The sequence below is a fragment of the Acidobacteriota bacterium genome (assembly GCA_028875575.1).
In the GTDB taxonomy this organism is placed as follows: Bacteria; Acidobacteriota; Terriglobia; order Versatilivoradales; family Versatilivoraceae; genus Versatilivorator.
Genome location: JAPPDF010000084.1, coordinates 25,854 through 46,267, shown reverse-complemented (window position 1 = coordinate 46,267; position 20,414 = coordinate 25,854). Strand labels below are relative to the sequence as shown.

14 protein-coding genes are annotated in these 20,414 nt (G+C 60.3%); 6 read left to right on the top strand and 8 right to left on the bottom strand.

The features are described from left to right. Positions 1-61 precede the first annotated feature (61 nt). The gene (locus OXI69_13175) at positions 62-2,260 is read left to right on the top strand and encodes a sulfatase-like hydrolase/transferase (protein MDE2667094.1); all 2,199 of its coding nucleotides are present in this window, start codon (positions 62-64) and stop codon (positions 2,258-2,260) included. Positions 2,261-2,814: 554 nt separating this feature from the next. Further along, complete coding sequence (locus tag OXI69_13170; protein MDE2667093.1) at positions 2,815-5,082, top strand: sulfatase-like hydrolase/transferase; 2,268 nt, start codon at positions 2,815-2,817, stop codon at positions 5,080-5,082. Between the two features lie 64 nt (positions 5,083-5,146). On the opposite strand, the gene OXI69_13165 is transcribed toward OXI69_13170, so the two are convergent. Together OXI69_13165 and OXI69_13160 are read right to left on the bottom strand one after the other, a co-directional pair. Further along, positions 5,147-6,538 (bottom strand): class I SAM-dependent methyltransferase, encoded by a 1,392-nt coding sequence (locus OXI69_13165; protein MDE2667092.1) that lies wholly within the window; start codon positions 6,536-6,538, stop codon positions 5,147-5,149. After that, on the bottom strand, positions 6,531-6,815 hold the full coding sequence (locus OXI69_13160; protein ID MDE2667091.1) for a hypothetical protein: 285 nt from the start codon (positions 6,813-6,815) through the stop codon (positions 6,531-6,533). Before OXI69_13160 ends, OXI69_13165 begins: the two co-directional genes overlap by 8 nt. A gap of 333 nt (positions 6,816-7,148) precedes the next feature. On the opposite strand from OXI69_13160, the gene OXI69_13155 reads away from it, so the two are divergent. Beyond that, positions 7,149-8,513, top strand: a complete 1,365-nt coding sequence (locus tag OXI69_13155) for an aminotransferase class III-fold pyridoxal phosphate-dependent enzyme (protein ID MDE2667090.1) — start codon at positions 7,149-7,151, stop codon at positions 8,511-8,513. Between the two features lie 388 nt (positions 8,514-8,901). Here OXI69_13155 and OXI69_13150 read toward each other — a convergent pair whose 3' ends face one another. From OXI69_13150 to uvrA, 4 genes are all read right to left on the bottom strand, one after another. Beyond that, positions 8,902-9,978, bottom strand: coding sequence for an LLM class flavin-dependent oxidoreductase (locus OXI69_13150; GenBank protein MDE2667089.1), 1,077 nt, complete (start codon positions 9,976-9,978; stop codon positions 8,902-8,904). A gap of 42 nt (positions 9,979-10,020) precedes the next feature. Next, the gene (locus OXI69_13145; GenBank protein ID MDE2667088.1) at positions 10,021-10,347 is read right to left on the bottom strand and encodes an NIPSNAP family protein; all 327 of its coding nucleotides are present in this window, start codon (positions 10,345-10,347) and stop codon (positions 10,021-10,023) included. Between the two features lie 38 nt (positions 10,348-10,385). Then, on the bottom strand, positions 10,386-10,658 hold the full coding sequence (locus tag OXI69_13140) for a hypothetical protein (GenBank protein MDE2667087.1): 273 nt from the start codon (positions 10,656-10,658) through the stop codon (positions 10,386-10,388). Positions 10,659-10,985: 327 nt separating this feature from the next. Beyond that, the gene (gene uvrA / locus OXI69_13135; protein ID MDE2667086.1) at positions 10,986-13,796 is read right to left on the bottom strand and encodes an excinuclease ABC subunit UvrA; all 2,811 of its coding nucleotides are present in this window, start codon (positions 13,794-13,796) and stop codon (positions 10,986-10,988) included. Between the two features lie 517 nt (positions 13,797-14,313). On the opposite strand from uvrA, the gene OXI69_13130 reads away from it, so the two are divergent. Beyond that, positions 14,314-15,357 (top strand): tetratricopeptide repeat protein, encoded by a 1,044-nt coding sequence (locus OXI69_13130; GenBank protein MDE2667085.1) that lies wholly within the window; start codon positions 14,314-14,316, stop codon positions 15,355-15,357. A gap of 435 nt (positions 15,358-15,792) precedes the next feature. Here the strand turns inward: OXI69_13130 and OXI69_13125 are convergent, their stop codons facing one another. Then, on the bottom strand, positions 15,793-16,314 hold the full coding sequence (locus OXI69_13125) for an adenine phosphoribosyltransferase (GenBank protein MDE2667084.1): 522 nt from the start codon (positions 16,312-16,314) through the stop codon (positions 15,793-15,795). 268 nt (positions 16,315-16,582) lie between these two features. On the opposite strand from OXI69_13125, the gene OXI69_13120 reads away from it, so the two are divergent. Then, on the top strand, positions 16,583-17,353 hold the full coding sequence (locus tag OXI69_13120; protein MDE2667083.1) for a 3-oxoacyl-ACP reductase FabG: 771 nt from the start codon (positions 16,583-16,585) through the stop codon (positions 17,351-17,353). 139 nt (positions 17,354-17,492) lie between these two features. Here OXI69_13120 and OXI69_13115 read toward each other — a convergent pair whose 3' ends face one another. Beyond that, positions 17,493-18,770 carry a sialidase family protein gene (locus OXI69_13115; protein MDE2667082.1) on the bottom strand — a complete coding sequence of 426 codons (1,278 nt, stop codon included), beginning with the start codon at positions 18,768-18,770 and terminating at the stop codon, positions 17,493-17,495. A gap of 186 nt (positions 18,771-18,956) precedes the next feature. Here OXI69_13115 and OXI69_13110 point away from each other — a divergent pair, with 186 nt between their 5' ends. After that, complete coding sequence (locus OXI69_13110) at positions 18,957-20,216, top strand: mandelate racemase/muconate lactonizing enzyme family protein (GenBank protein MDE2667081.1); 1,260 nt, start codon at positions 18,957-18,959, stop codon at positions 20,214-20,216. Positions 20,217-20,414: the final 198 nt, after the last annotated feature.

The following is a 20,414-nucleotide window of genomic DNA, read 5'->3' as shown; positions in this document are numbered from 1 at the left end:
ATTGAAAACCCTTCGACAATAGATTATCCGTAGGACTTTCGCCCGTCCCAGGAACGTGCTCATGATTTCTGATCGAGGACACGCAGCAATTCCCTTGATACTCGTCGTTGGCTGGATCAACTTCAAGATATTCCTCTTCTGTCCTCTCACGATCTACATCACCAATGCAGCAGAGATGAGAGTGGCGTTTGTCACTCTCATCGCGCTTTATTTCATGCCGTTCCTGGCGTCCATGGCCATCCTCGTTGGTCTTGGCCTGGCTCTGCCACGAGGGCCAGGCCAATGCTACATCGCGGTTCTCGCTGCGATTGGCGCTCTTTTGTGGTTGCAAAGCGATGTCCTTCTATGGGGTTACGGCCCGCTGGATGGAACATTCATAGACTGGCCGCGGGAAGCGTGGAAGGGCTATGTGGACACCCCAATATGGGTGGCGGTCCTTGTGGCTGCCGTCTACTGGCGGCGGCGGCTCTTTCCGGTGGTTCAGCTACTCTGCCTGTTTCTGTTCGCGGTCCAGTTGGGATCGCTGTGGTTAATGGAATCCGATCCACGAGCCGAATCGGGTGAAAAGCTCGGGCGCTCGATTACCCACTTGGATCCGCCCGAAAAGCTCTTCCGGTTCTCAGTCACCAAGAATTTGATTCATATCGTCTTGGACGGGTTTCAGTCGGACATCTTCGAAGAGATGGTCAGGGACTCCAAACGTTATCGGGATGCCCTGCAGGGATTCACCTTTTTCAAGGAAGCCACCACCTCGTCGACGGTAACCTACTTGAGCGTTCCTTCATTCATGACCGGGGCGACATACCGAAATCACATTCCCGTGTGGAAATTCAAGCAAGAGGCACTGGATGGTAAAAATGTAGTCAAGGTTCTGGCAGATGCCGGCTATCAGGTCGATATCGCTTCGGCTACGGATTTTTCGCTGAACTTTTATCCAAAAGGGACCTATTTTCATATCCGCCGACCCTTCCGGGGAAAGGAGGAAACGGAAAGATGGCAAGCCGCTTTTATGTTGGACTTGTCTCTGTTTCGAGCCGCCCCCCATTTCATCAAGAGAGTGATTTATAACCAACAGGCCTGGTCGATATCATCGATGATGCTGGAACTGTCGGGCCTGGAGTTTAAACACTTTTCCTCGAATGAGTTTCTCCGACATTTCACCGAAGAGTCATCGCTGGGGAGAGACGGACCTGTCTACAAGTATATTCACCTCATTACACCCCATCCTCCGCTGGTGGTTGCCGATGGAAACCTGCCAAGCAGGATTCCCTTGAAAAAAACCCGGGAGAACTACAAACGGCAGTCCGCCTATACTCTCGACAGGATCGTCACCTTCCTTGACAAACTTCGGGCCCTAGCAATCTACGATGACTCCACGATCATCATTCAGTCGGACCATGGAGGTGGACTTTCGTTTAAGATGCAAGCAGCCGATTCGGGTCGGTGGATTGACAGTATGAAATCCGATCTTCAGGTATGGGGAAGCCTTTTGCCGTTGTTTCTGGCAAAGCCTGCGCAAAGTCGGGAGCCGTTAAAAGTGTCCGAGGCGCAGGTTGAGCTCAATGACTTCTCCGCAACGGTCGCTGCGCTGCTGGGTTTGCCCGAGCACTTTGGCGGCAAGAGCGTTTTTGCAGTAAATACTGGAGAGGAGAGGCAGCGAAGATTCTACCTCCCGGGGTCTAAGCGGAATCGCGCTGCAAAGACCGGATTTTTCGAATACTTGCAGGAATACGTCATTTCGGGCAGCGTTTTTCAGGAATCCTCCTGGCGAAAAGGAAGGCTCTACCCCAAGCCGACCGCGTACTCTAGCCGAGAGTACCATTGGGGTACTGTGCTCAGGTTTGGGAGAACGGGCAACGTTTTTCGATTTCTGCTGGATGGATGGAGCAGACCCAATAAAGGCGGAACCTGGACAGGAGCCAAGGCCGCAAGACTGGGGTTGGAGGTGGATCCTCCCAACAGCGACACTGTACTCCTGAGCGCGACACTGCGCCCCTTCGTTGTGCCGGACAAGGTCCCACGCCAGCGCGTGCTGATCCAAATCAATGACAATCCCGTGGGTGAATGGACGCTGACCGAGAAACGGTTGCGCACCCATTCCCTCGCTGTTCCCGCAACTCATTTCCAGGACGAGGAAATCGTGATCGAATTCAAGTTTCCGTATGCGACCTCCCCCAAGGAAATAGGAATGAATCGTGATGTCCGCACGCTGGGTGGCCGCTTTCGGGATATCACGTTGCACGACGGCCATGAACCCTGAACTGACTGGTGCGGCCCCTCAAGCACCGGTATCCCTCTGTCTTGGCCGGCCTCGGAAATTCCCCTCTTCCAGGAAAGTGAGGGAGTCAATGATCGCCTCGACCCGCGAGGGCTTTCTGTGATTGGAGAGTCATTGACTTGGTGGAGAAGACCCGACCCAGGATGGAAGATCCGATTGAAGTCCCGCCCTCTCGACATTGTATTTGCGTCTGCTCTGTACCTGTCTCTCAGAGCCTTCTCCCGGCAAGTGGGAGTCAAGTCCGGTAAGGGGCGCAATCCTACTGACCAATGTACAGGCTGAAACAAGTATTGCCACCCTCTCTATTGGTTTCCGCCAATCTACTTGTTTTCGGGACTTTTTCCGTCTACCGGGGAAATCTCGACGAGTTTGAAGTAGGCTTTGGGAGCCTTCTCCCCATTTACGGTCTATTCGGCCTTCTGCTTACGACCGCATTCCTTCTGATCGGCTTCCTGATACCGAGCCGAGCCCTAAAGGGACTCGCGTGCACAATCTTTTGCCTCGGCCTACTACTCTGGGTTCAAGGAAGTTTTCTGATGGGAACCTACGGAGTCTTCGATGGGAGAGGAATCGATTGGTCGCAGTTTGGCTTGCGCGGTTGGATGGATGCATCGCTATGGGTCCTGGTCCTGGCAGCCGGCCTGCGTTTTTCACACCACCTGATCAGGATCACCTCACAGGCCAGCTGGACGCTGATTGGTCTGCAATCGGTTCTGATGTTGGCCCTAAGCCTCACTTCCGAAGGAGGAATGTGGTGGAAGGAGCACACTCCCCGGCACCGGGTTCCAGCCGAGTTGCTGGACTATTCCTCTTCAAGGAATATCGTTCACATTATTCTGGACAGCTTTCAAACCGACATTTTCCGGGAACTGGTGGTCGAGCAACAACTGGAAGACGACCTGGAGGGCTTTGTTCTGTTCGAAGACAACATGGGGGTTGCTCCCTACACTTCGTTTTCGATACCGGCCATCTTCTCCGGTCAGATTTTTGACGGGAAACAACTCCCGGGAAGCTACTACCGGGAATCGGTGCGCAAAGGTTTTCAGAACCGTCTACACGATGACGGATATAAAGTGAACCTGGTTCCCTTGGAGTCCATGCGGGATGGCAAGTACACGAATTACTACCGCATTCCACGCGTTTACATGGGTTCGCCGGAGGATGTGGTTCAACTCAGCGCCGCCCACCTCATGGATGTGGCGCTGTTTCGGCAACTTCCCCATTGGGCTCGCTATGGAGTCTACAACGACAACAATTGGTTGATCACACCGCTGGTGGCCGGACACAGGAGTGTCTCTTCTTTCCAGAAAAAGGCGTTCTTCAACGATTATGCGGGAAATGTTTTTGTTGGCGATTCCCAACCGGCCTATCACTTCCTCCACCTGATTCCGCCCCATCCTCCTTATGTCACGCGGGATGACGGAAGTTATGCCGGCCGGGTCCTTCCCAACACCAGGGAAAATTATCGGAACGAAGCGCGCGCAATCCTGAAACTCTTTCTGAAGTTGTTGAATCGACTCAAGGAATTGAATCTTTACGATTCATCCCTCATTGTTCTGCAGGGCGATCACGGCAGCCAGATTCCTCCGGTTATCGATGGGGAAACGATCGAAACCTGTGTCCCCCGGCTTGCCGCCCTGCTAACGATGAAGCTCCCGGGAAGCTCGGGGGCCCTGACGGTTTCGAGGGCTCAAACCTCTCTCCTGGACATCGCGGCAACCATCATGAAAGCGAGTGGAGTCGATGGAGGGTTTCCCGGACGACCCATTTTTGAAATCTCCCCCAGGGAGGCACGAAGTCGTCCGTTCGTAACCTACCGCACGTCCACTGGAGAGCCGGAACTCACCAAGTACCTGATTACAGGCAGCGTTTTCGATCCGGCGGCATGCCACGGTGGCGAGCCTGTTGCCGTATTGAGAACGAGACCCCAGTACGAATTCGGTACCGACATCACCTTCGGTCTGTTGGGAAATGCGGACGATTTTCTGGGCTTCGGGTGGAGCTCGCCGATGAGTAACGGCTGCTGGAACAATGGCCACAACTCGAGCTTGAAGATCAAGCTGGCTGTACCTGAAAACGATCTTCTCTTGAAGGCCACTCTCAGACCCTACATCAAACCGGAGGTCCCGGAACAACAAATTCACGTCCTTGCCAATGGCACAGAGATCGATCTCTGGTCTGCCGGTAAACAGCAGGTGCACCAGTTTCGAGCCGTAATTCCAAAGGCACTGATTCATTCTCCAGACGTAGAAATCGCATTCCATCTCCCCAATGCGGTTTCGCCCAGGTCGATTGGCGCCGGAGGAGACAGGAGACAATTGGCCATATTGATGCGTTCCCTCAGCCTGCATCCTTGGCCGGACTATCGGTACGGGACGGAGATCCGATTCGGAAGGAATGGCAACGCTGAAGCCTTTATGGGCAGGGGGTGGAGCAAATCGGCCGAGGACAACTTCCGCTGGACCAGCGGACACCTCGCCAGCCTCCATATTCCAGTGCCCGTTCCTCAAAAGGATCTCACCCTGCAGGCAGTGCTTCGACCCTTCCTGCGAGAAGAACGGGTGCCCAAGCAGACCATCCGTGTTTTGGCCAACAGAAACAAGGTCGGTGAATGGACAGCCACTGAGAGAAAGACTCACACGTTGCAGGCGACCATCCCAAAGGAACTGGTCGACTCCAGGGGAGTCACGATCGAATTCGACTTGCCCGACGCCATCTCCCCCAAATCCATCGACGGTGGAAGGGATGTCAGAAAATTGGCCGCGGCCATGGTGAGAGTCAGCCTGAATGTGAAGGACAGGTAACGAGTCCGAATCGCCTCGTGGACGTGCATGGTTTGCTCGTCCACACCCCGGACCATCAGCTCTTTCACAGTGGTTTTCTCTCCATGCGATACAGCGTCCTCTCGGTTTGTCGGATCTTGCTGACCTCTCTGATTTCGAAATAGCGTCTGAAGGCCTGCTCGAAGGCCTCCCGGGTGTAGCTTGGAAAGATGTCCTCCCTCGAAGCCAGCAGCCGTTGCACCTGCGAGTCGGTCTTGGGGACGAACTCAATGATCAGCGAGCGGCACAGTTCACCGAAAAAGCCGGCCAGACGGGACAGAGGCAGGTTGTTGGCAATGGCCAGGTGGTGGATCAGAGCCAGGGCCAGGACGGCGTCCGGGGAGCCTCGTTCCAACAGGGACATTCGTTCACGGCCGTGCCAACCCAGGTTGGGACTGGGATTGGTCAAGTCGACCCAAAGAGGCAGGATGTTGGTATCCCCTTCCTGCCGGCAGACCCGGTAATTTCGCTCAACGCAGGCGGGATCCTGATCGAAGGCGATAGTGGTCATCCCGCGGCTTGCGGCCAGACGACTGAACAGTCCCGTGTTGGCGCCCAGGTCCCAAACCATGTCGGGTTTGGGGGTGATTCGGTCCAGATACTCGCCCACCAGTTGCTCCTTGTGGCGAAAGGCCTCACTGGTGTAATTGGTGTCTTCATAGTAGGAGGCCCATTCCTGTTGGGGCGGCTTCCAATTGAGCGCCGCCACGCAGGATTCCAGGTTCTCGATCAAGCCCTGCAGCGCCCTGCGGCTGACGGACCGGCGGACTGGGCGTTCCGGCTTGTCGGCAAAGTGCGTCTGGGCCTTGGCATGAAGATGGAGGTGGGTCAGCAGGGAAAACCGGAATCGGGTGCGAACGGGCAACAGTCGACTGGCCAGGTCCAAGGGAACACCGTCCAGGTGAATCCGGAGCAACTGGCTGAGTCGAATATCGGAGTAGCTCGCCAGGGCCAAGGGCGCCAGGAAATGCTGGCAGAATTGGCGATAGGCTGTCCAGGGCCGGCCTTCCGAGTACCTTTCAAAGGACAAGGTGTCGATAAACAGGGGTTTCCCATTGCGGAACTGGATATTGTAGGCGGTGCCGTCCTTGAGGGACATGCCATGGTCCAGGCTTTGCTTTTGGATCGCCAGTGTGGCCAGGGCAGCATCCTGGAGCTGGCTGAAGCTCCACTCGAAGGGATAGGAGATGAAGGGTAACGGATCCGGCCTGAGAATCTTGAAACCTTCCGGCGACTCCGCTGGTGGCAAGTCCACCTCCTCATGAGCCACCAGGAGCCCTGCATCGACCAGTCTCGAACAGAGCCCCGAGTCCACGAAGTGCTCGAAATGTTCCCGATAACTGCGATTGACCTGGCGGTAGAGCACACCCCTATCGAGAAACAGAAATCCACTGGGGTCGCGAAAGGAGGACGGCAGACCCTCGATCGAATCATTCATGCTTGTCCGGATCGTTTCCGCCCAATGGCGGGTTTCCCTTTAAGAAGGCCTTGATCCTTGCCCAATAAATCCTGAGGGAAACCAGGGCTCCCAACAGGCCCGCGATCACGACCTGAAGAATGTAGCTGCCTGTCCCTGGATCGATGTAGGCGTAGGTCGGCGGCGGGAACAGAAGCCAATAGAGGGTCAGGAGCACCCACCAAGCCGGACGCGGTCTCGAGGGTGACCGCCTTGGATTGCGTGGGTCAAACGCGTTGGCAGCATCTCTTTCGGACATCGGGGAAGTCCTTCCAGCCATTTTGGAATTCGGGCTCCACCGCAACTGATTCGATCTGCTCATTGTCAAGACCTTTCCCTGAAATCACGTCGGACGCGGTTCGGTTGCATTCGCCGCCGGAGTCGACACTATCGGGGCGAGCGCGGGAAGCGAGGCCGGGCCATGATCGCGCACCAATGATAAACTCGGGCCGGCGCTAACACTCCATTTCCCGGACCAGCCACCGGAAGATCCCACTGGGGCCGTTCGGCGCAATGCCCGGAAATAAGAATCTATCACGTAACGAACATTTATATAATCCTTTGCCGCGGAATCAAGAGAAGGGGTGAACCGATGAATCCACCAATGCAGGGCTCAGACACGCTGACCCGCGGGACCCGAGTCCCCGAATCCACCCGGCTCTATCGGAGGGCCGACAATCTGATCGCCGGCCGCACCCACCTGTTCGGAAGGCGGGCCGAACTGCACGCGCAGGGGATCTCGCCCGTCTACAGCCACCGCCAGCAGGGCTGCCGGCTATGGGACGTGGACGGCAACGAGTACCTCGACTTCAACCTCGGCGCCGGATCGGTCCTTCTGGGACATGCCTTTCCCAGCGTGGTCCGGGCCGTCCAGGAGCAGGCCGCCAGGGGTACCGGGTTGACCGTCAATCACCCCCTGGAGATCGAGGCCGCCGAACTGTTGGCCGAGATCGTTCCCTGTGCCGAAATGGTGCGCTTCTGCAAGGGCGGCGGCGAGTCCGACATGGTTGCCGTCCGCATCGCCCGGGCGGCTACCGGCAGGGACAAGGTGGCCTTTTGCGGCTATCACGGCTGGCATGACTGGTACCTGTCGGCCAATCTGGCTCCAGGCGCGGCTCTGGAAAAACACCTGATGCACGGGATTACCCCTCTGGGAGTTCCCAAGGGTCTGATGGACACCACCCTGGCCTTTGAATACAACAATCTGGACTCGCTCCGAAACCTGCTGGAGGAGAACCGGGGTGAGGTGGCCTGCGTGATCATGGAGGCGGCTCGCACCTACACCCCCGACCCCGGCTACCTGGAGGGAGTGCGCCAACTCACTCGGGACCACGGAGTGGTTCTGATCTTCGACGAGGTGGTCACGGGATTCCGCACCGCTCTGGGCGGCGCCCAGGAGTACTACGGGGTCGTCCCCGATTTGGCCACCTTCGCCAAGTGCATTTCAAACGGCTTTGCCCTGGGCGCCGTGGTAGGCAAAAGGGAGATCATGCAGGTGGCTCTGGACTCTTTCATCAGCAGCGTCTACTGGGCCGAAGCCACCGGCCTGGCAGCCTGCAAGGCCACCCTGCAGGAGTACCGCGCCCGAAACGTCAGTGCGATCATCCAGGACATCGGCCTCAGCTTCATGAAGGGCCTGAGGGGGATTTTCGGGGAGCTGGGGCTCTCCTTCCGGGTGATTGGACTACCCTCCTTCCCCGCCATGGTCTTTGAAGGGGTTCCTGCCGAGCAGAACGCCGCCGCGTCCACCCTTTACCTGCAGGAAACCGCCAAGAGAGGTGTGATTGGCGGGCCGGGCTTCATGTTCTGCATGCAGCACTCGCAGGAGGACCTGGATTTGGCCCTGGAGAGGATTGGCGAAGCCCTGGTCGTAGTGGGCAAGGCGGTGGACGAGGGCGATCCGGTCAAGTACCTGGAATGCCCCGTCAAGCAGTCGGGTTTTCGGCGGCTGGTCTAGCCCGCATTTCTCGCCAGGCCGCTCGATTCATAGATGAAAGTCCATCTATTTTCAGCACCTCATCGGTCTGATTGGTACGTCTTGCGGTTACACACGGCGCTGGGCATGCCCTGGCTTGGCCTTTTCCCCTCAGCGCATCCATGCTCGCTCGACCGTAGTGACGGCTACGCTCTTCGCTCCCGAGCACGCGCTGAGGGGAAAATGCCTGCGCCATGATCACGCCCCCTGGTGAGAAATGCGGGCTAGTGTCGAGTCTCAGAACGGCAGGCAGTGCAAAGAAAGACATCCACGAAGGGACACGAAGAACGACGAAGGACCACGAAGAAAAACTTAAGAAAGAACCTGCCGGCCTCCATTTTTCACCGGGGCGAAGGGGAATGCCACTTCCTCAGATACTGGGCATAGCCGGAACCACTTCTTCGGCCAGCAGCTTCATGGAACGGTGCCACTTGTCCTTGTCGTCCCAGTCCTTGGAGGTCATCAGCAAGGTTCCGAACCCGCCCGTCACCTCCCATACCTCCTCCAACTGCCGAATGCAATCCTTGACGTTGCCCATAATGCAGAGGTGCTTCACGGCATATTCCGGAGTCACCTCCTCGTCGGGCACCTCGGGATCGTGCTTGGCCAGATGAAGCATCTTGGCCGACTTCAAGAGCCCCAAGAGGTACTCGAATGAGCGGGCCACATTGCCGTTCATGAGGTGATCCCAGGCTTCGTCCTTGGACTCGCCTACGTAGACGCTGCGGGACACTCTCCAGAGAGCGCGGCTGGGAGGTGGCTGGCCGGCGTCTTCGGCGCCCCGGCAGTAGTGATGCCAGTGCTGAGCCGCCGTAGAGTCCGGTATCAGGTTGGTGCTGAGTGGGAGATAACCGCGCTGACCGGCCATGAAGGCAGCCCGGGAGTCTCCTCTCACGATGCTCATCCCGATGGGGGGGTGGGGTTTCTGGTAGGGCTGCAGAATGGTCCCGATCCCCAACTCCTGCCTGGGGCTCTGAATCCTGATACGCCAGAACTTCCCCTGAAAGTCGAAGGGGACCTCCGTCTGCCACAGCTTGAGGATCATGTCGATGCCCTCGAGCGTCATCAGGCCCTGGGTCTGGGGGTCCGGCAGGTCGAACAGTTCCCAGTCTGTGGGCACGCCTCCCTGACCGAAGCCGCAATTGATCCGCCCCTTCGAGAGATGATCCAGCATCGATAGGCGGATGGCGATGTTGGCGGGGTGATGCTGGGGAATGATCGAAACCCCGGTGCCCAACCGGATCTTGCTGGTGAGAGGCAGAATATGGGCGATGAACAGATCGTTGGAGGGAATGGGTTCCCAGGCCAGCGTGTGGTGCTGGCCGATCCAGGCCTCGGTGAAACCCAGGGCTTCGGACAGAAGAACGTACTCCACGTCCTCCTGGAAGCACTCGGTCCGGGATTTCTCCGGAGGATGTAGCGGCATCATGAAAGTTCCCAGCTTCATTTAGCGAAACCTCCTGTGGGTCCGGTGTCGGACGGGTGTCAATTAGTGTCCTGTCTCAGGAATAGGCAACTGAGACCCCGGGCGGGCCTTCATGAGACGCACTTCCCGCCGCCTGATGGTGGGTCGTATCTTGCCCACGATCTCGAGCCACTCCGGGCTGCCGTAGTAGGCGTCGATGGCCTTCTGGCGCTGTTTCAGGGAAGAGAAGGAACGCATCCAGATGAACTCGTCCTCCCGTTCCACGTTCTCCCAGGCCGTGACAAAAGTGACACCGTACTTCTCCATAAAGGTTCGAGCCACCTTGAAGTGCCTCAGGAAGGTGGGCTTGCGCCCCGGGTGAAAGCGGTAGATTCTGAGTTCGTAGATCATTCCGGGGGTCCTTTCTCGGCTGCGGGGAAGGGTCCAAACTAATCGATCAGAGCCACAGCCCCAACCGGCAACCCACTTCCCTCCCGGATAGTCTTCAGGGACTCCTCCACCGTGTACTCCTTCAAGGTGCTGGCGCTTGCCCTCGTGAACGACTCTCCCTGGTGTCGGGTGCGAATCTGGGTTCTCTCCGGATGGTGCTTGGGCAGCGAATTATGTTCCCCCACCAGGAACGTGTCAAGGGAGGGGAGGCCCCCGTGCCCCTTGACGGCTTGGCGGAATTCGTGCCTGAACGCTCGCAGTAAGGGAATCATCAAGTCCTTCTTCGTGTCCCTTCGCGGTCCTTCGTGCCCCTTCGTGGATCACTCTTTTCCTTGTTGGACGGTCCTGCTCGCCTAGCCCGCATTTCTCACCAGGCCGCTCGATTCATAGAGGAAAGTCCATCTATTTTCAGCACCTCATCGGTCTGATTGGTACGTCTTGCGGTTACACACGGCGCTGGGCGTGCCCTGGCTTGTCCTTTTCCCCTCAGCGCATCCATGCTCGCTCGACCGTAGTGACCGCTACGCTCTTCGCTCCCGAGCACGCGCTGAGGGGAAAAGGCCTGCGCCATCATCACGCCCCCTGGTGAGAAATGCGGGCTAGTGCAGATACGCCGAAGGGGCCTCGGCCGCCTTGAGACCGGCCGGCACCAGCAGCGGCGCCAGCGCCTGGCCGGTATGGGAGCCGGGAACCCGAGCCACCTCTTCCGGAGTCCCCTGGGCTACGATCCGTCCGCCCTTTTCGCCACCCTCCGGACCCAGGTCTATGATCCAGTCAGCCGTCTTGATTACGTCGATCTGGTGCTCGATGACGATCACGGTGTTTCCCCGATCGGTCAAGCGGTGGAGCACCTCCAGGAGCCTCTTGACATCCTCGAAATGCAGGCCCGTGGTGGGTTCGTCCAGGATGTAGAGGGTCCGCCCCGTCGCCCGGCGACTCAGCTCCCGAGCCAGCTTGATCCTCTGGGCCTCGCCTCCGGACAGGGTGGTCGCCGACTGTCCCAGATGGACATACCCCAGCCCGACCTCGCTCAGCGTCTGAAGCTTCATGCGGATCGAGGGGACGTTGGCCAGGATTTCGAGCGCTTCGTCCACCGAGCTTTCCAGCAGATCGGCAATGGAGCGCCCCTTGTAGCAAACGGTCAGGGTCTCGCGGTTGTAGCGGCGGCCCCTGCAGACGTCGCACTGGACGTAGACATCGGGAAGAAAGCTCATCTCGATGCGTCTCAACCCGTCCCCCTGGCAAGCCTCGCAGCGCCCTCCCTTGACGTTGAAGCTGAAGCGGCCCGGTTTGTAGCCGCGCTCGCGTGATTCCGGCAGCGAGGCGTAGAGCTCTCGGATGGCTGTAAACAGGCCGGTATAAGTGGCGGGATTCGAGCGGGGTGACCGGCCGATGGGTTGTTGGTCAATCTCGATGACCTTGTCAATCAGAGCGGCGCCGGAAAGACTCCGGTGCCGGCCCGGCTCGGCCAGCGATCCGTACAGCCGCCTGGCCAGGGCGCAGTAGAGGATGTCATTGACCAGAGAGGATTTGCCGGAACCGGAGACTCCAGAGACTACCGTAAACAAACCCAGGGGAAAGCGCACGTTGATTCCCTTGAGGTTGTTATGGCGGGCACCCCGGACCACCACGGCCTTGCCGTCACCCTTGCGCCGGCGGTCGGGAACCGGAATCTCCAGTTCTCCTGAAATGTAGCGCCCGGTCAGGGAACGAGGATTGTGCGATATCTCCGCGGCAGTGCCCTTGGCAATCAGATCGCCTCCGGCCTTGCCGGCTCCAGCGCCCAGATCGACCACGAAATCGGCCCTCCGGATGGTGTCCTCGTCATGCTCGACCACCAGCACCGTATTGCCCAGGTCTCTGAGCTGCTGCAGCATTTTCAGCAGGCGCCGGTTGTCGCGATGGTGCAAGCCGATGGAGGGCTCGTCCAGGACGTAGAGCACCCCTCGAAGCCTGGATCCGATCTGGGTAGCCAGCCGGATTCTCTGAGCTTCTCCTCCGGAAAGGGTCGAGGCGGAACGGTCGAGACTCAGATATTCCAGGCCCACCGCGCACAGGAACTCGATGCGGTCGATTACTTCTTGAACGACCCGGCCGGCCACGGTTTCTTCCCGGGGGGTCAGCTTGAGATTCCTGATCACTTGCAGCGTCGTTCCCAGGGGAAAAGCAGTCAGGTCCGCAATGGAATGGCCGGCCACCTTGATGGCCAGGCTCTCGGGCCGCAGTCGCCGCCCCCCGCAGGGCGAGCAGGGCCTGGGGGTCAGAAAGGCTCTCAGCCGGGTCGCATCGGCCTCCTCGTGGTAGCCCCACTCCTTGAGCTGCTGCAGCATGCCCGCGTCCAGAGCGTGCGAGCCGCCGACGCCATTCCAGATGGCGGTGCGTACCTTGGACGGCAGGCTCTGGTAGGGCAGGCTCATATCCACCTTGAAATGGGAGGCGATTCCCTTGAGAAATCGCCTCGGCTTAGCCGGCAAACCGTTGCTCCAGGGAGCCAATCCCCCGTTGAGCAGCGACCTGGATGGGTCCGGAACAATCTTGACCGGATCCAGCTCCAAACGGGTGCCCAGACCCGAACAGCTCGGGCAGGCTCCATAGCGGCTGTTGAAGGAGAAGGTCCTGGGCTCGACCGCCGGGATCGAAATGCCGCAGTCGACGCAAGCCAGCTTCTCCGAGTAGAGATGCTCCTGGCCGTTGACCACCGCAATCAACACGATGCCCCGGGTCAACTTCATGGCCGTCTGAATCGCGCTCTCTACCCGCCGCTCGATGCCGGGCTTGATCAGGAGCCGGTCCACCACAACCTCGATGGTATGGTTCTTGTGCCTCTCCAGTTGAATATCCTCATCCAACTGCCTCAGCCGGCCATCGATCCGGGCCCGGACAAATCCCTGGCCGGACAGGTCCTCCAGGAACTGACGGTATTCCCCCTTGCGGCCGCGCACCACCGGGGCCAGCACCATGATGCGTTCTCCCGGGGGAAGTTCCTGAATCCGCTCCAGAATCTGCCGAATCGACTGGCGGGCGACCAATCGGCCGCACCGGTGGCAGTGGGGGACCCCGATGGAGGAGTAAAGGAGACGGAGATAGTCGTAGACCTCGGTGATGGTGCCTACGGTTGAACGGGGGCTGCGGCTGGTGGTCTTCTGCTCGATGGAAATGGCCGGGCTGAGTCCCTCGATGGAATCCACGTCGGGCCGTTCCATCTGATCCAGGAACTGACGGGCATAGGCGGACAGCGATTCGACGTAGCGGCGTTGGCCTTCGGCGTAAATGGTGTCGAAGGCAAGACTCGACTTGCCGGATCCGCTCAGGCCGGTGATCACCGTCAGCCGGCGGTGGGGAATCTCGACCGTGATGTTTTTCAGGTTGTGCTGCCGGGCTCCCCGGACGACAATGCTGTCTAGACCCATCGCGCTCGACCCAGGAGTGAAACAGGGGGATTACCGAAACCTGCCATCATAGACCTGGCGGGGAAAGACCGTCAAGCGTGGCGGTGGAGGCGGCTGTATGGAGGGACCGCGCAGGTGGCGGCGTTCTGGAGAGGTTGTGGGTTCGCGAACGGGTGCTTTCTATTCGCCGCATTCGCGGCTGGGTTGGCGCGGAACCGAAACGACCCCGGGTTGCCACCCGGGGCTACCCTGAGCCGCAGCTTCGCAGCTCTATAAGGATGGCCCGTAGGTGGCGTCTCGCCAGGTAACCCACGTCAACCGCAGCTTCGCAGCTCTCCCCAAACCCACGACACTTTTGGGGGACAGGATTTTTTAGCAGATAACTCCCGGGCTGCAGCCCGGGAGTTCCCGTAAGCCGCGAAGCGGCGGCGTGGGGCTCTGGTGGAGTTGGCTATTTTGACTTTGACGCCGGACGCGCCCTAGAATTTCCAGAGGTAAGCGTTAGTCGAAATTCGTGGGCAGAGGCAGGGGACGAAGTATGGAAAGTCTGCGGAACAGGGTTTTGCCGTTGAGTTTTCCGGCGTTTCTCGCCCTTGTTCTGTCGGCTGCGCCGGGCGTGCCGATGGCCGGCCAGGAGGAACCCATCCGCCATTCGGTGGCCGGACGGGTCCTCACCCAAGACGGCCGTCCGGGCCAGACCATCAGCGTCGTTCTCTCCCGGCCGGACGGCAGCCAGGTTGGTCGCAAAACCGTGGGGTATGACGGCTCCTTCGTCTTCGAATCCCTGACCTCGGGAGACTATCTTCTCACCATCGAGCGACCCGATTTCGCCTCCGTGGGACGTCCACTGGAGATCAGGAAATACGAGGAACCCCGCACGGTGGTCCTGGACATCCGGCTCAAGGGCAACGAGTCCGCTTCCTTCCGGGAGGTGGTGAAGGCCTCCGGTTCCCTTCCGTCGGACCGCAAGGCCGAGGAACAGTCAAAGAAAGTCAGCAGGAAGGCGGGTCGGGCCTACTTGAAGGCCTCGGCGGCCGCCGCCAAGGGAGACCGGGCCAAGGCCATCCGCCACCTTCAGAAGGCCGTGAAGGCCCAACCCGAATTTTTTGAGGCCCACTACAACCTGGGAGTTCACTACCAGGCGCTGGAACAGTGGGAGAATGCCACCCGCTCCTACCTGAGGGCCATCGAGCTTCGCAGCAACTCGGCCAGGCCCAACTTCAACCTGGGGGTCATCTTCCACAACCAGGGCATGCTGGACCGGGCCATTCAACGATACCGGCAGGCTCTGGAATACGACCCCAGCTTCGCTGAAGCCCACCAGGCACTGGGAGAAGCCCGCTTTCAGCAAGGTCGTCACTACGCCGCCGAGCAGCACCTCGAAACGGCCACCCGGCTGGCGCCCGTCCGAGCGGCGCCTTCATTCGGACTGCTGGTGAAAATACAGCTTCTCAACAAGGACCCCATCCGGGCTCAGTTCTTCCTGGACCAGTTCCTTCAACACCACCCCGACGCCCCCATCGCCCCAACCCTGCAGAAAGAGATCGACAGCATGCTGGCTGCAAACCAGGGAGGCCCGTAGGCGAGCCCGCGGGAAAAAGAGTTATCCACGAAGGGCCACGAAGTGAGACGGCTCAGGCGCATCGGCAGGACTGCGTCCCGGCAAGCCGGCCTGCGTGCCCTCGAGGAACGAGAGTGACGGGAGGAGCCGCCAGGGCAGGGGCGGCACTTACCTGAAGTACCTTCTGTTTCAACTGGTCTGAGAGGCGCTGTCGCACGGTCCGGATCCGAGCATTGCCCCCCACCGCATCAGCCTTCGCCATCCGGCTCGGCTTCTGCGACTCCCCCTCCAGGGGGGAGTGATAGAGTTCTACTGGAAGCCTTGTGCTGGCCTCAATCACTCCCCCCTGGAGGGGGAGTCGGTGAGACAAGGGCTCCGCCCGCAGTCGAACCGGTGGGGGGGACGGAATCGGCAAGAGCGCCACATAGGAGATCCAGCCCAAAGGTCGGGAAGGCGCTACTCCTGGTACTGCAGCAGGGAACGGACCTCGACGTCGGGCAGGCGGGCGCGGCCGTTGAGGAACTCCAGCTCCACCAGGAAGGCGGCGCCCACCACCTGCCCCCCCAACCGCCGAACCAGCCGCACCGTGGCGGCCGCGGTGCCCCCGGTCGCCAGCAGGTCATCCACCAGCAGAACCCGCTGCCCCTCCCGGATGGCATCCCGGTGGACCTCCAGGCTGTCCTGGCCGTACTCCAGGTCGTAGGTTTCGGTAATGGCTTCGGCAGGGAGCTTTCCCGGTTTTCGGACCGGCACGAACCCGGCCCCCAACCGGCAGGCCACCATAGGCGCAAATATGAAGCCCCGGGACTCGACCCCCACCACCAGGTCGATGGCCTGGCCTTGGTAGAGATTTACCAGTTGCTCCGTCACCTCGTTCAAGGCCCCATTCTGCTTGAGCAGGGTGGTGATGTCGTAAAAGAGAATGCCCTTCTTGGGGAAATCGGGAACGTGACGGATCAGCGATTTGAAGTCATCCATGGGGGCGGCCTCCTTGACCCGCGGGGCTGAAAGTGAATGGCGCAGCAGACTATATCACGGTCGACGGACCCGCCGCAGGGGCTTCACCCCCGTCGATAATTGCCTTTGACAACCCTTTTTGCGCTGTGGTACCTACCTGCCCACACGCGATCTGCGGCCCTGCCGGGATCTTGATGAGTTGCCGGCCCTGGCCCTCAATTCTCATCGCGTGGCCCTGAACAAGACCCCTTCGATCTCCGCAACCTTCCCCACTGGAGAACCCTGAACCATGGTATATGCGTCGTTTGACCTGAGTGGAAAAGTCGCCATAGTCACCGGAGGCAACCGAGGCATCGGCCTGGGGATCGTCCGGGGCTTCGCCGAAGCGGGGGCGGGAGTGGTCGTGGCGGCCAGAAACGAGGAGAAATCCCGCCAGGTGGTCCGGGAAATTCAGGAGGAAGGGGGCGAGGCGCTGGCGGCAAACGTAGACGTCGGCGACGAGTCATCGGTCCAGGCCCTGATGCAATCCGCCCTGGACCGTTTCGGGCGCCTGGACATTCTGGTCAACAACGCCGGCATCAACATCCGCAAGACTCCCGAGAAGCTGACCCTGCCCGAGTGGTCCGAGGTCCTGCAGATCAACCTTACCGGAACCTTCCTCTGCTCCCAGGCGGCTTACCCGGCCATGAAGAGCGCCGGAGGTGGCAAGATCATCAACATCGGCTCGATGCTGTCCCTCTTCGGCGCGTCCTTCAGCCCGGCCTATGGAGCCAGCAAGGGAGGGGTGGTGCAGCTCACCAAGTCGCTGGCCTCGGCCTGGGCGGCGGACGGCATTCAGGTCAACGCCATCCTTCCCGGCTTTATCGACACCGACCTCACCCGGCAGGGCCGCCGGGACGTTCCCACCCTGCATGAGCACGTCTTGAAGAGGACTCCGGCCGGACGCTGGGGAACCCTGAAGGACTGCGCGGGAACGGCCGTCTTTCTGGCCTCTCCCGGCTCCGACTTCGTGACCGGCGCGGCCATTCCGGTCGATGGCGGTTTCTCGATGCAGGTTTGACGAACCGATTCCTTGCCGCCGCTTCTCGACGAAACAGCCCCTTCCGATTCAGTTATTCCTCATGGCCCTTCGTCGTCCTTCGTGTCACTTCGTGGACAACTCTTTTTGCCCTTGCGGCCAGGCCCGCAAATGCTTCCGTTCACCGCGTCACCCGGATCTCGCGGGCTTCAATGACGGCGCCGGACTTGTCGTTCCAGTCGTGCCATTCGCTCTCCCACTTCTGAAGGACCTCTTCTCTGGACAGGCCGTCGATCACGATCCGGCGGGACAATAGCAGGCAGGTGTCGGGACCGGTCGGAGCCAGCAGGGTATAGCCCACCGTGAGCGGATCGGCGACCTTGACGGGCCTGCTCCAGGTGTGTCCCTTGTCGAAACTGGCCATGACGTAGTCCCCGGCGACCGCCGAGGGATCCTCGATGCCGACCAGCGACCGGTACCGCTGCCGATAGTCCCTGAGGGCCCCGACATAGGCGCCGCCATCCACTTGGGAAGGAATGGCCTTGAAGGGTCTCCATCCGAAGCTGCACACCAGGGCGCCATTGGGCAGAACCACCATCATGGGCGAGAGCCCCAGCGTCTTCAGGGGTTCCGGAGTCCCCCAGGTCTTGCCTCCGTCCATGGAGCGTGCCTGGTACATGGGTGCGTAGCGCCCGGTCCTCATGACGCTGAGAAGCTCGCCCCCGCCCAGATCCACCAAGGCCGGCTCGCAAAAGCTCTCCTGCCCGCTGACGCCGTCGTAGGCGACCGTGGAGCGATAGTGCCAGCTCCGGCCGCGGTCGGTGGAAGCCATCAGAAAGGTGCGGTACTTGAACCACTTCTCTCCCTTGGTCGGAATAAACCCGGGCATCGGCGCCGTGTCGCCCACGAAATTTCCACCCTTGGCCGTCAGCAAAGTGCCGTCCTCCAGTTCCAGCATGGGGCCGCCAAACTTGAAGGTAGTGACGGGCCGTCCGTCGTCGCCGTGCAGGTCGGTCCAGCGCTCCACCCTCACCGGCAGCTCCGTCCACCGATCCTCGGCCCAGGAGGAAGGATCATCCAGTTCGGCCAGTTCCAGTCGGCGGCCCACGAAGTGTCCGCGTTCTTCGGCATGCCGGGTCAGGGGATCGAGCACGCAAAAGGATCCATCCCGAAGCTGCAGCAGTTGACGGCTGGGAAGTTCAGGCGCCTGCTGCCAAGTGCCGCCACCGTCGCTGGACCGATGGGAGTGCCCGGTGTCCCCCAGAGCCAATGTTCCGTCCTGAAGAGACAACAGCGGTCCCACGCTCCAGTGTCCCCCGGCAGCAGCCCCGGGAACGATCCGGCTGGCTCCCACTTCCACCACCGGCTGGCTCCGGGGCGGAGTCTTCGTTCCGGAACAACCGCCGCTGGCCAGAAACAGGGCCAGTACCAGACCGGGAACTCCTTTTCTCGCTTGCATGATTCCTCCTGATGATCGATTCTTGCAGGTACCTGGTTACCCGAGAGAGACCCCCGGTGTGGAACGCACCCGCGCATGCTGGAAGCTGGACCGCCGAATTATGCCGCATCCTCGGCGGGAAGCCAACCCGGACGGGAAACCCCGGAGAAGACCGGTCGTCTTTAATCCAAACATAGGAGGACTGTCATGTTGGCCTTCGATCGCCGCCACTTTCTGTCATCGCTGACCGGTGCGACCGGCGCCCTGCTGGTGGGCTCCGGTCATGATCGGAATTCCATTCATGCCGCCGGAACCAAACCCAAGCCCGAGATCCGCATCACCGACGTGAAGACCACCATGCTGGAGGTGGACTGGGGCTGGCGGCGGCGCTGGATGTTGATCCGCGTCGATACCGACCAGGGAATCAGCGGCTACGGCGACACCTGGGCCAACGATGCCGCCCGAGCCCATGTGCTGGGTTACCGCCCGTTGCTTTTGGGCGAGGATCCCACCGACGTCGAGAGGCTGTTTCGACGGATGATGGGGCGGGCCTACGGCACTTTCGGCGCCGCCCATTTCGACAGCGGCGTGGCCGCCCATGCCGCCAGCGGCGTGGAAACCGCCCTTTGGGACATTGCCGGGAAAGCCTTGGGCGCCCCGGTATACAAGCTGCTGGGCGGAAGGCATTGGGACCGGGTGCGTCTCTATTGCTGCGTGGGAGACCTGCAGGATTATCTGGGCATGGCCGACGTCTATCGGGAGTTGGGCATCACCTGCCTGAAATTCGATGCCACGCCCCCCAAGGTGCTTGGGGTCCCGGGCGGCGTCATGGACCGTCACCTGACGCGCAAGGGCTTGAGCACGCTGGTTCGTCAGATCGAGGACATCCGGCGGGAAGTCGGCGAGGAGGTGGAAATCTCGGTCGAGGCCCGCTGCGGAACCCTGTCCAATGCCATGCGCTACCTCAAGGCCGTGGAGCCCTTCGACCTCACCTGGGTCGAGGATCCCATCCCGGCTACCGACGTCGAGGCCTGGGCGACCCTGACGGCATCCTCGCACACGCCGACCCTGGTTGGGGAGGGACTCCACCTGCGCCACGAGTTCCTGGAATTCTTCCGGCGGTCGGCCACCCGCATGGTGGCCCCCGACATCCAGGTCAGCGGCGGCATTGCCGAATCCAAGAAGATTGCGGACCTGGCCGACATCCACCACCTGCAGACCTGTCCTCACAACGCCTCCAGCCCCATAGGCATTGCCGCCGCGGTTCACTCCTGCGCCGCCATGCCCAACCTGCTGGCGCTGGAGTTCCACGCCATGCCCGGTTGGGACCGCATCCTCAAGGGATACAGGCCCAAGATCAGCAACGGCTTTATCGATATCCCCGAGGGTCCGGGGCTGGGGGTGGAACTGGACGAAGAGGAGACCCGGAAGTACCTGATGGAAGGGGAAACTTACTTCGGGACGTAGTCGGGAAGAAATGCGCCGGGCTCGAGGATGGAGCTCCGCGGCTCCTGGCGACCCGCCGGGACATGCGGGCGAGACCTGCCACCCCGCCGGGCGGATCATGGGTGGGTGAAACAGAAAAAAGGGTCAACCACGGATTTCGTGGATGACCCTTTTTCTCCCTGGCGTCCTTCCGGATTCCGCGGTCGGCGCCGGTCAACT

Bases quoted from the DNA above. Each gene is read 5' to 3' on its own strand.
- OXI69_13175 (MDE2667094.1), top strand. From the start codon at position 62: ATGATTTCTGATCGAGGACACGCAGCAATTCCCTTGATACTCGTCGTT.
- OXI69_13170 (MDE2667093.1), top strand. From the start codon at position 2,815: ATGGGAACCTACGGAGTCTTCGATGGGAGAGGAATCGATTGGTCGCAG.
- OXI69_13165 (MDE2667092.1), bottom strand. From the start codon at position 6,538: ATGAATGATTCGATCGAGGGTCTGCCGTCCTCCTTTCGCGACCCCAGT.
- OXI69_13160 (MDE2667091.1), bottom strand. From the start codon at position 6,815: ATGTCCGAAAGAGATGCTGCCAACGCGTTTGACCCACGCAATCCAAGG.
- OXI69_13155 (MDE2667090.1), top strand. From the start codon at position 7,149: ATGAATCCACCAATGCAGGGCTCAGACACGCTGACCCGCGGGACCCGA.
- OXI69_13150 (MDE2667089.1), bottom strand. From the start codon at position 9,978: ATGAAGCTGGGAACTTTCATGATGCCGCTACATCCTCCGGAGAAATCC.
- OXI69_13145 (MDE2667088.1), bottom strand. From the start codon at position 10,347: ATGATCTACGAACTCAGAATCTACCGCTTTCACCCGGGGCGCAAGCCC.
- OXI69_13140 (MDE2667087.1), bottom strand. From the start codon at position 10,658: ATGATTCCCTTACTGCGAGCGTTCAGGCACGAATTCCGCCAAGCCGTC.
- uvrA (MDE2667086.1), bottom strand. From the start codon at position 13,796: ATGGGTCTAGACAGCATTGTCGTCCGGGGAGCCCGGCAGCACAACCTG.
- OXI69_13130 (MDE2667085.1), top strand. From the start codon at position 14,314: ATGGAAAGTCTGCGGAACAGGGTTTTGCCGTTGAGTTTTCCGGCGTTT.
- OXI69_13125 (MDE2667084.1), bottom strand. From the start codon at position 16,314: ATGGATGACTTCAAATCGCTGATCCGTCACGTTCCCGATTTCCCCAAG.
- OXI69_13120 (MDE2667083.1), top strand. From the start codon at position 16,583: ATGGTATATGCGTCGTTTGACCTGAGTGGAAAAGTCGCCATAGTCACC.
- OXI69_13115 (MDE2667082.1), bottom strand. From the start codon at position 18,770: ATGCAAGCGAGAAAAGGAGTTCCCGGTCTGGTACTGGCCCTGTTTCTG.
- OXI69_13110 (MDE2667081.1), top strand. From the start codon at position 18,957: ATGTTGGCCTTCGATCGCCGCCACTTTCTGTCATCGCTGACCGGTGCG.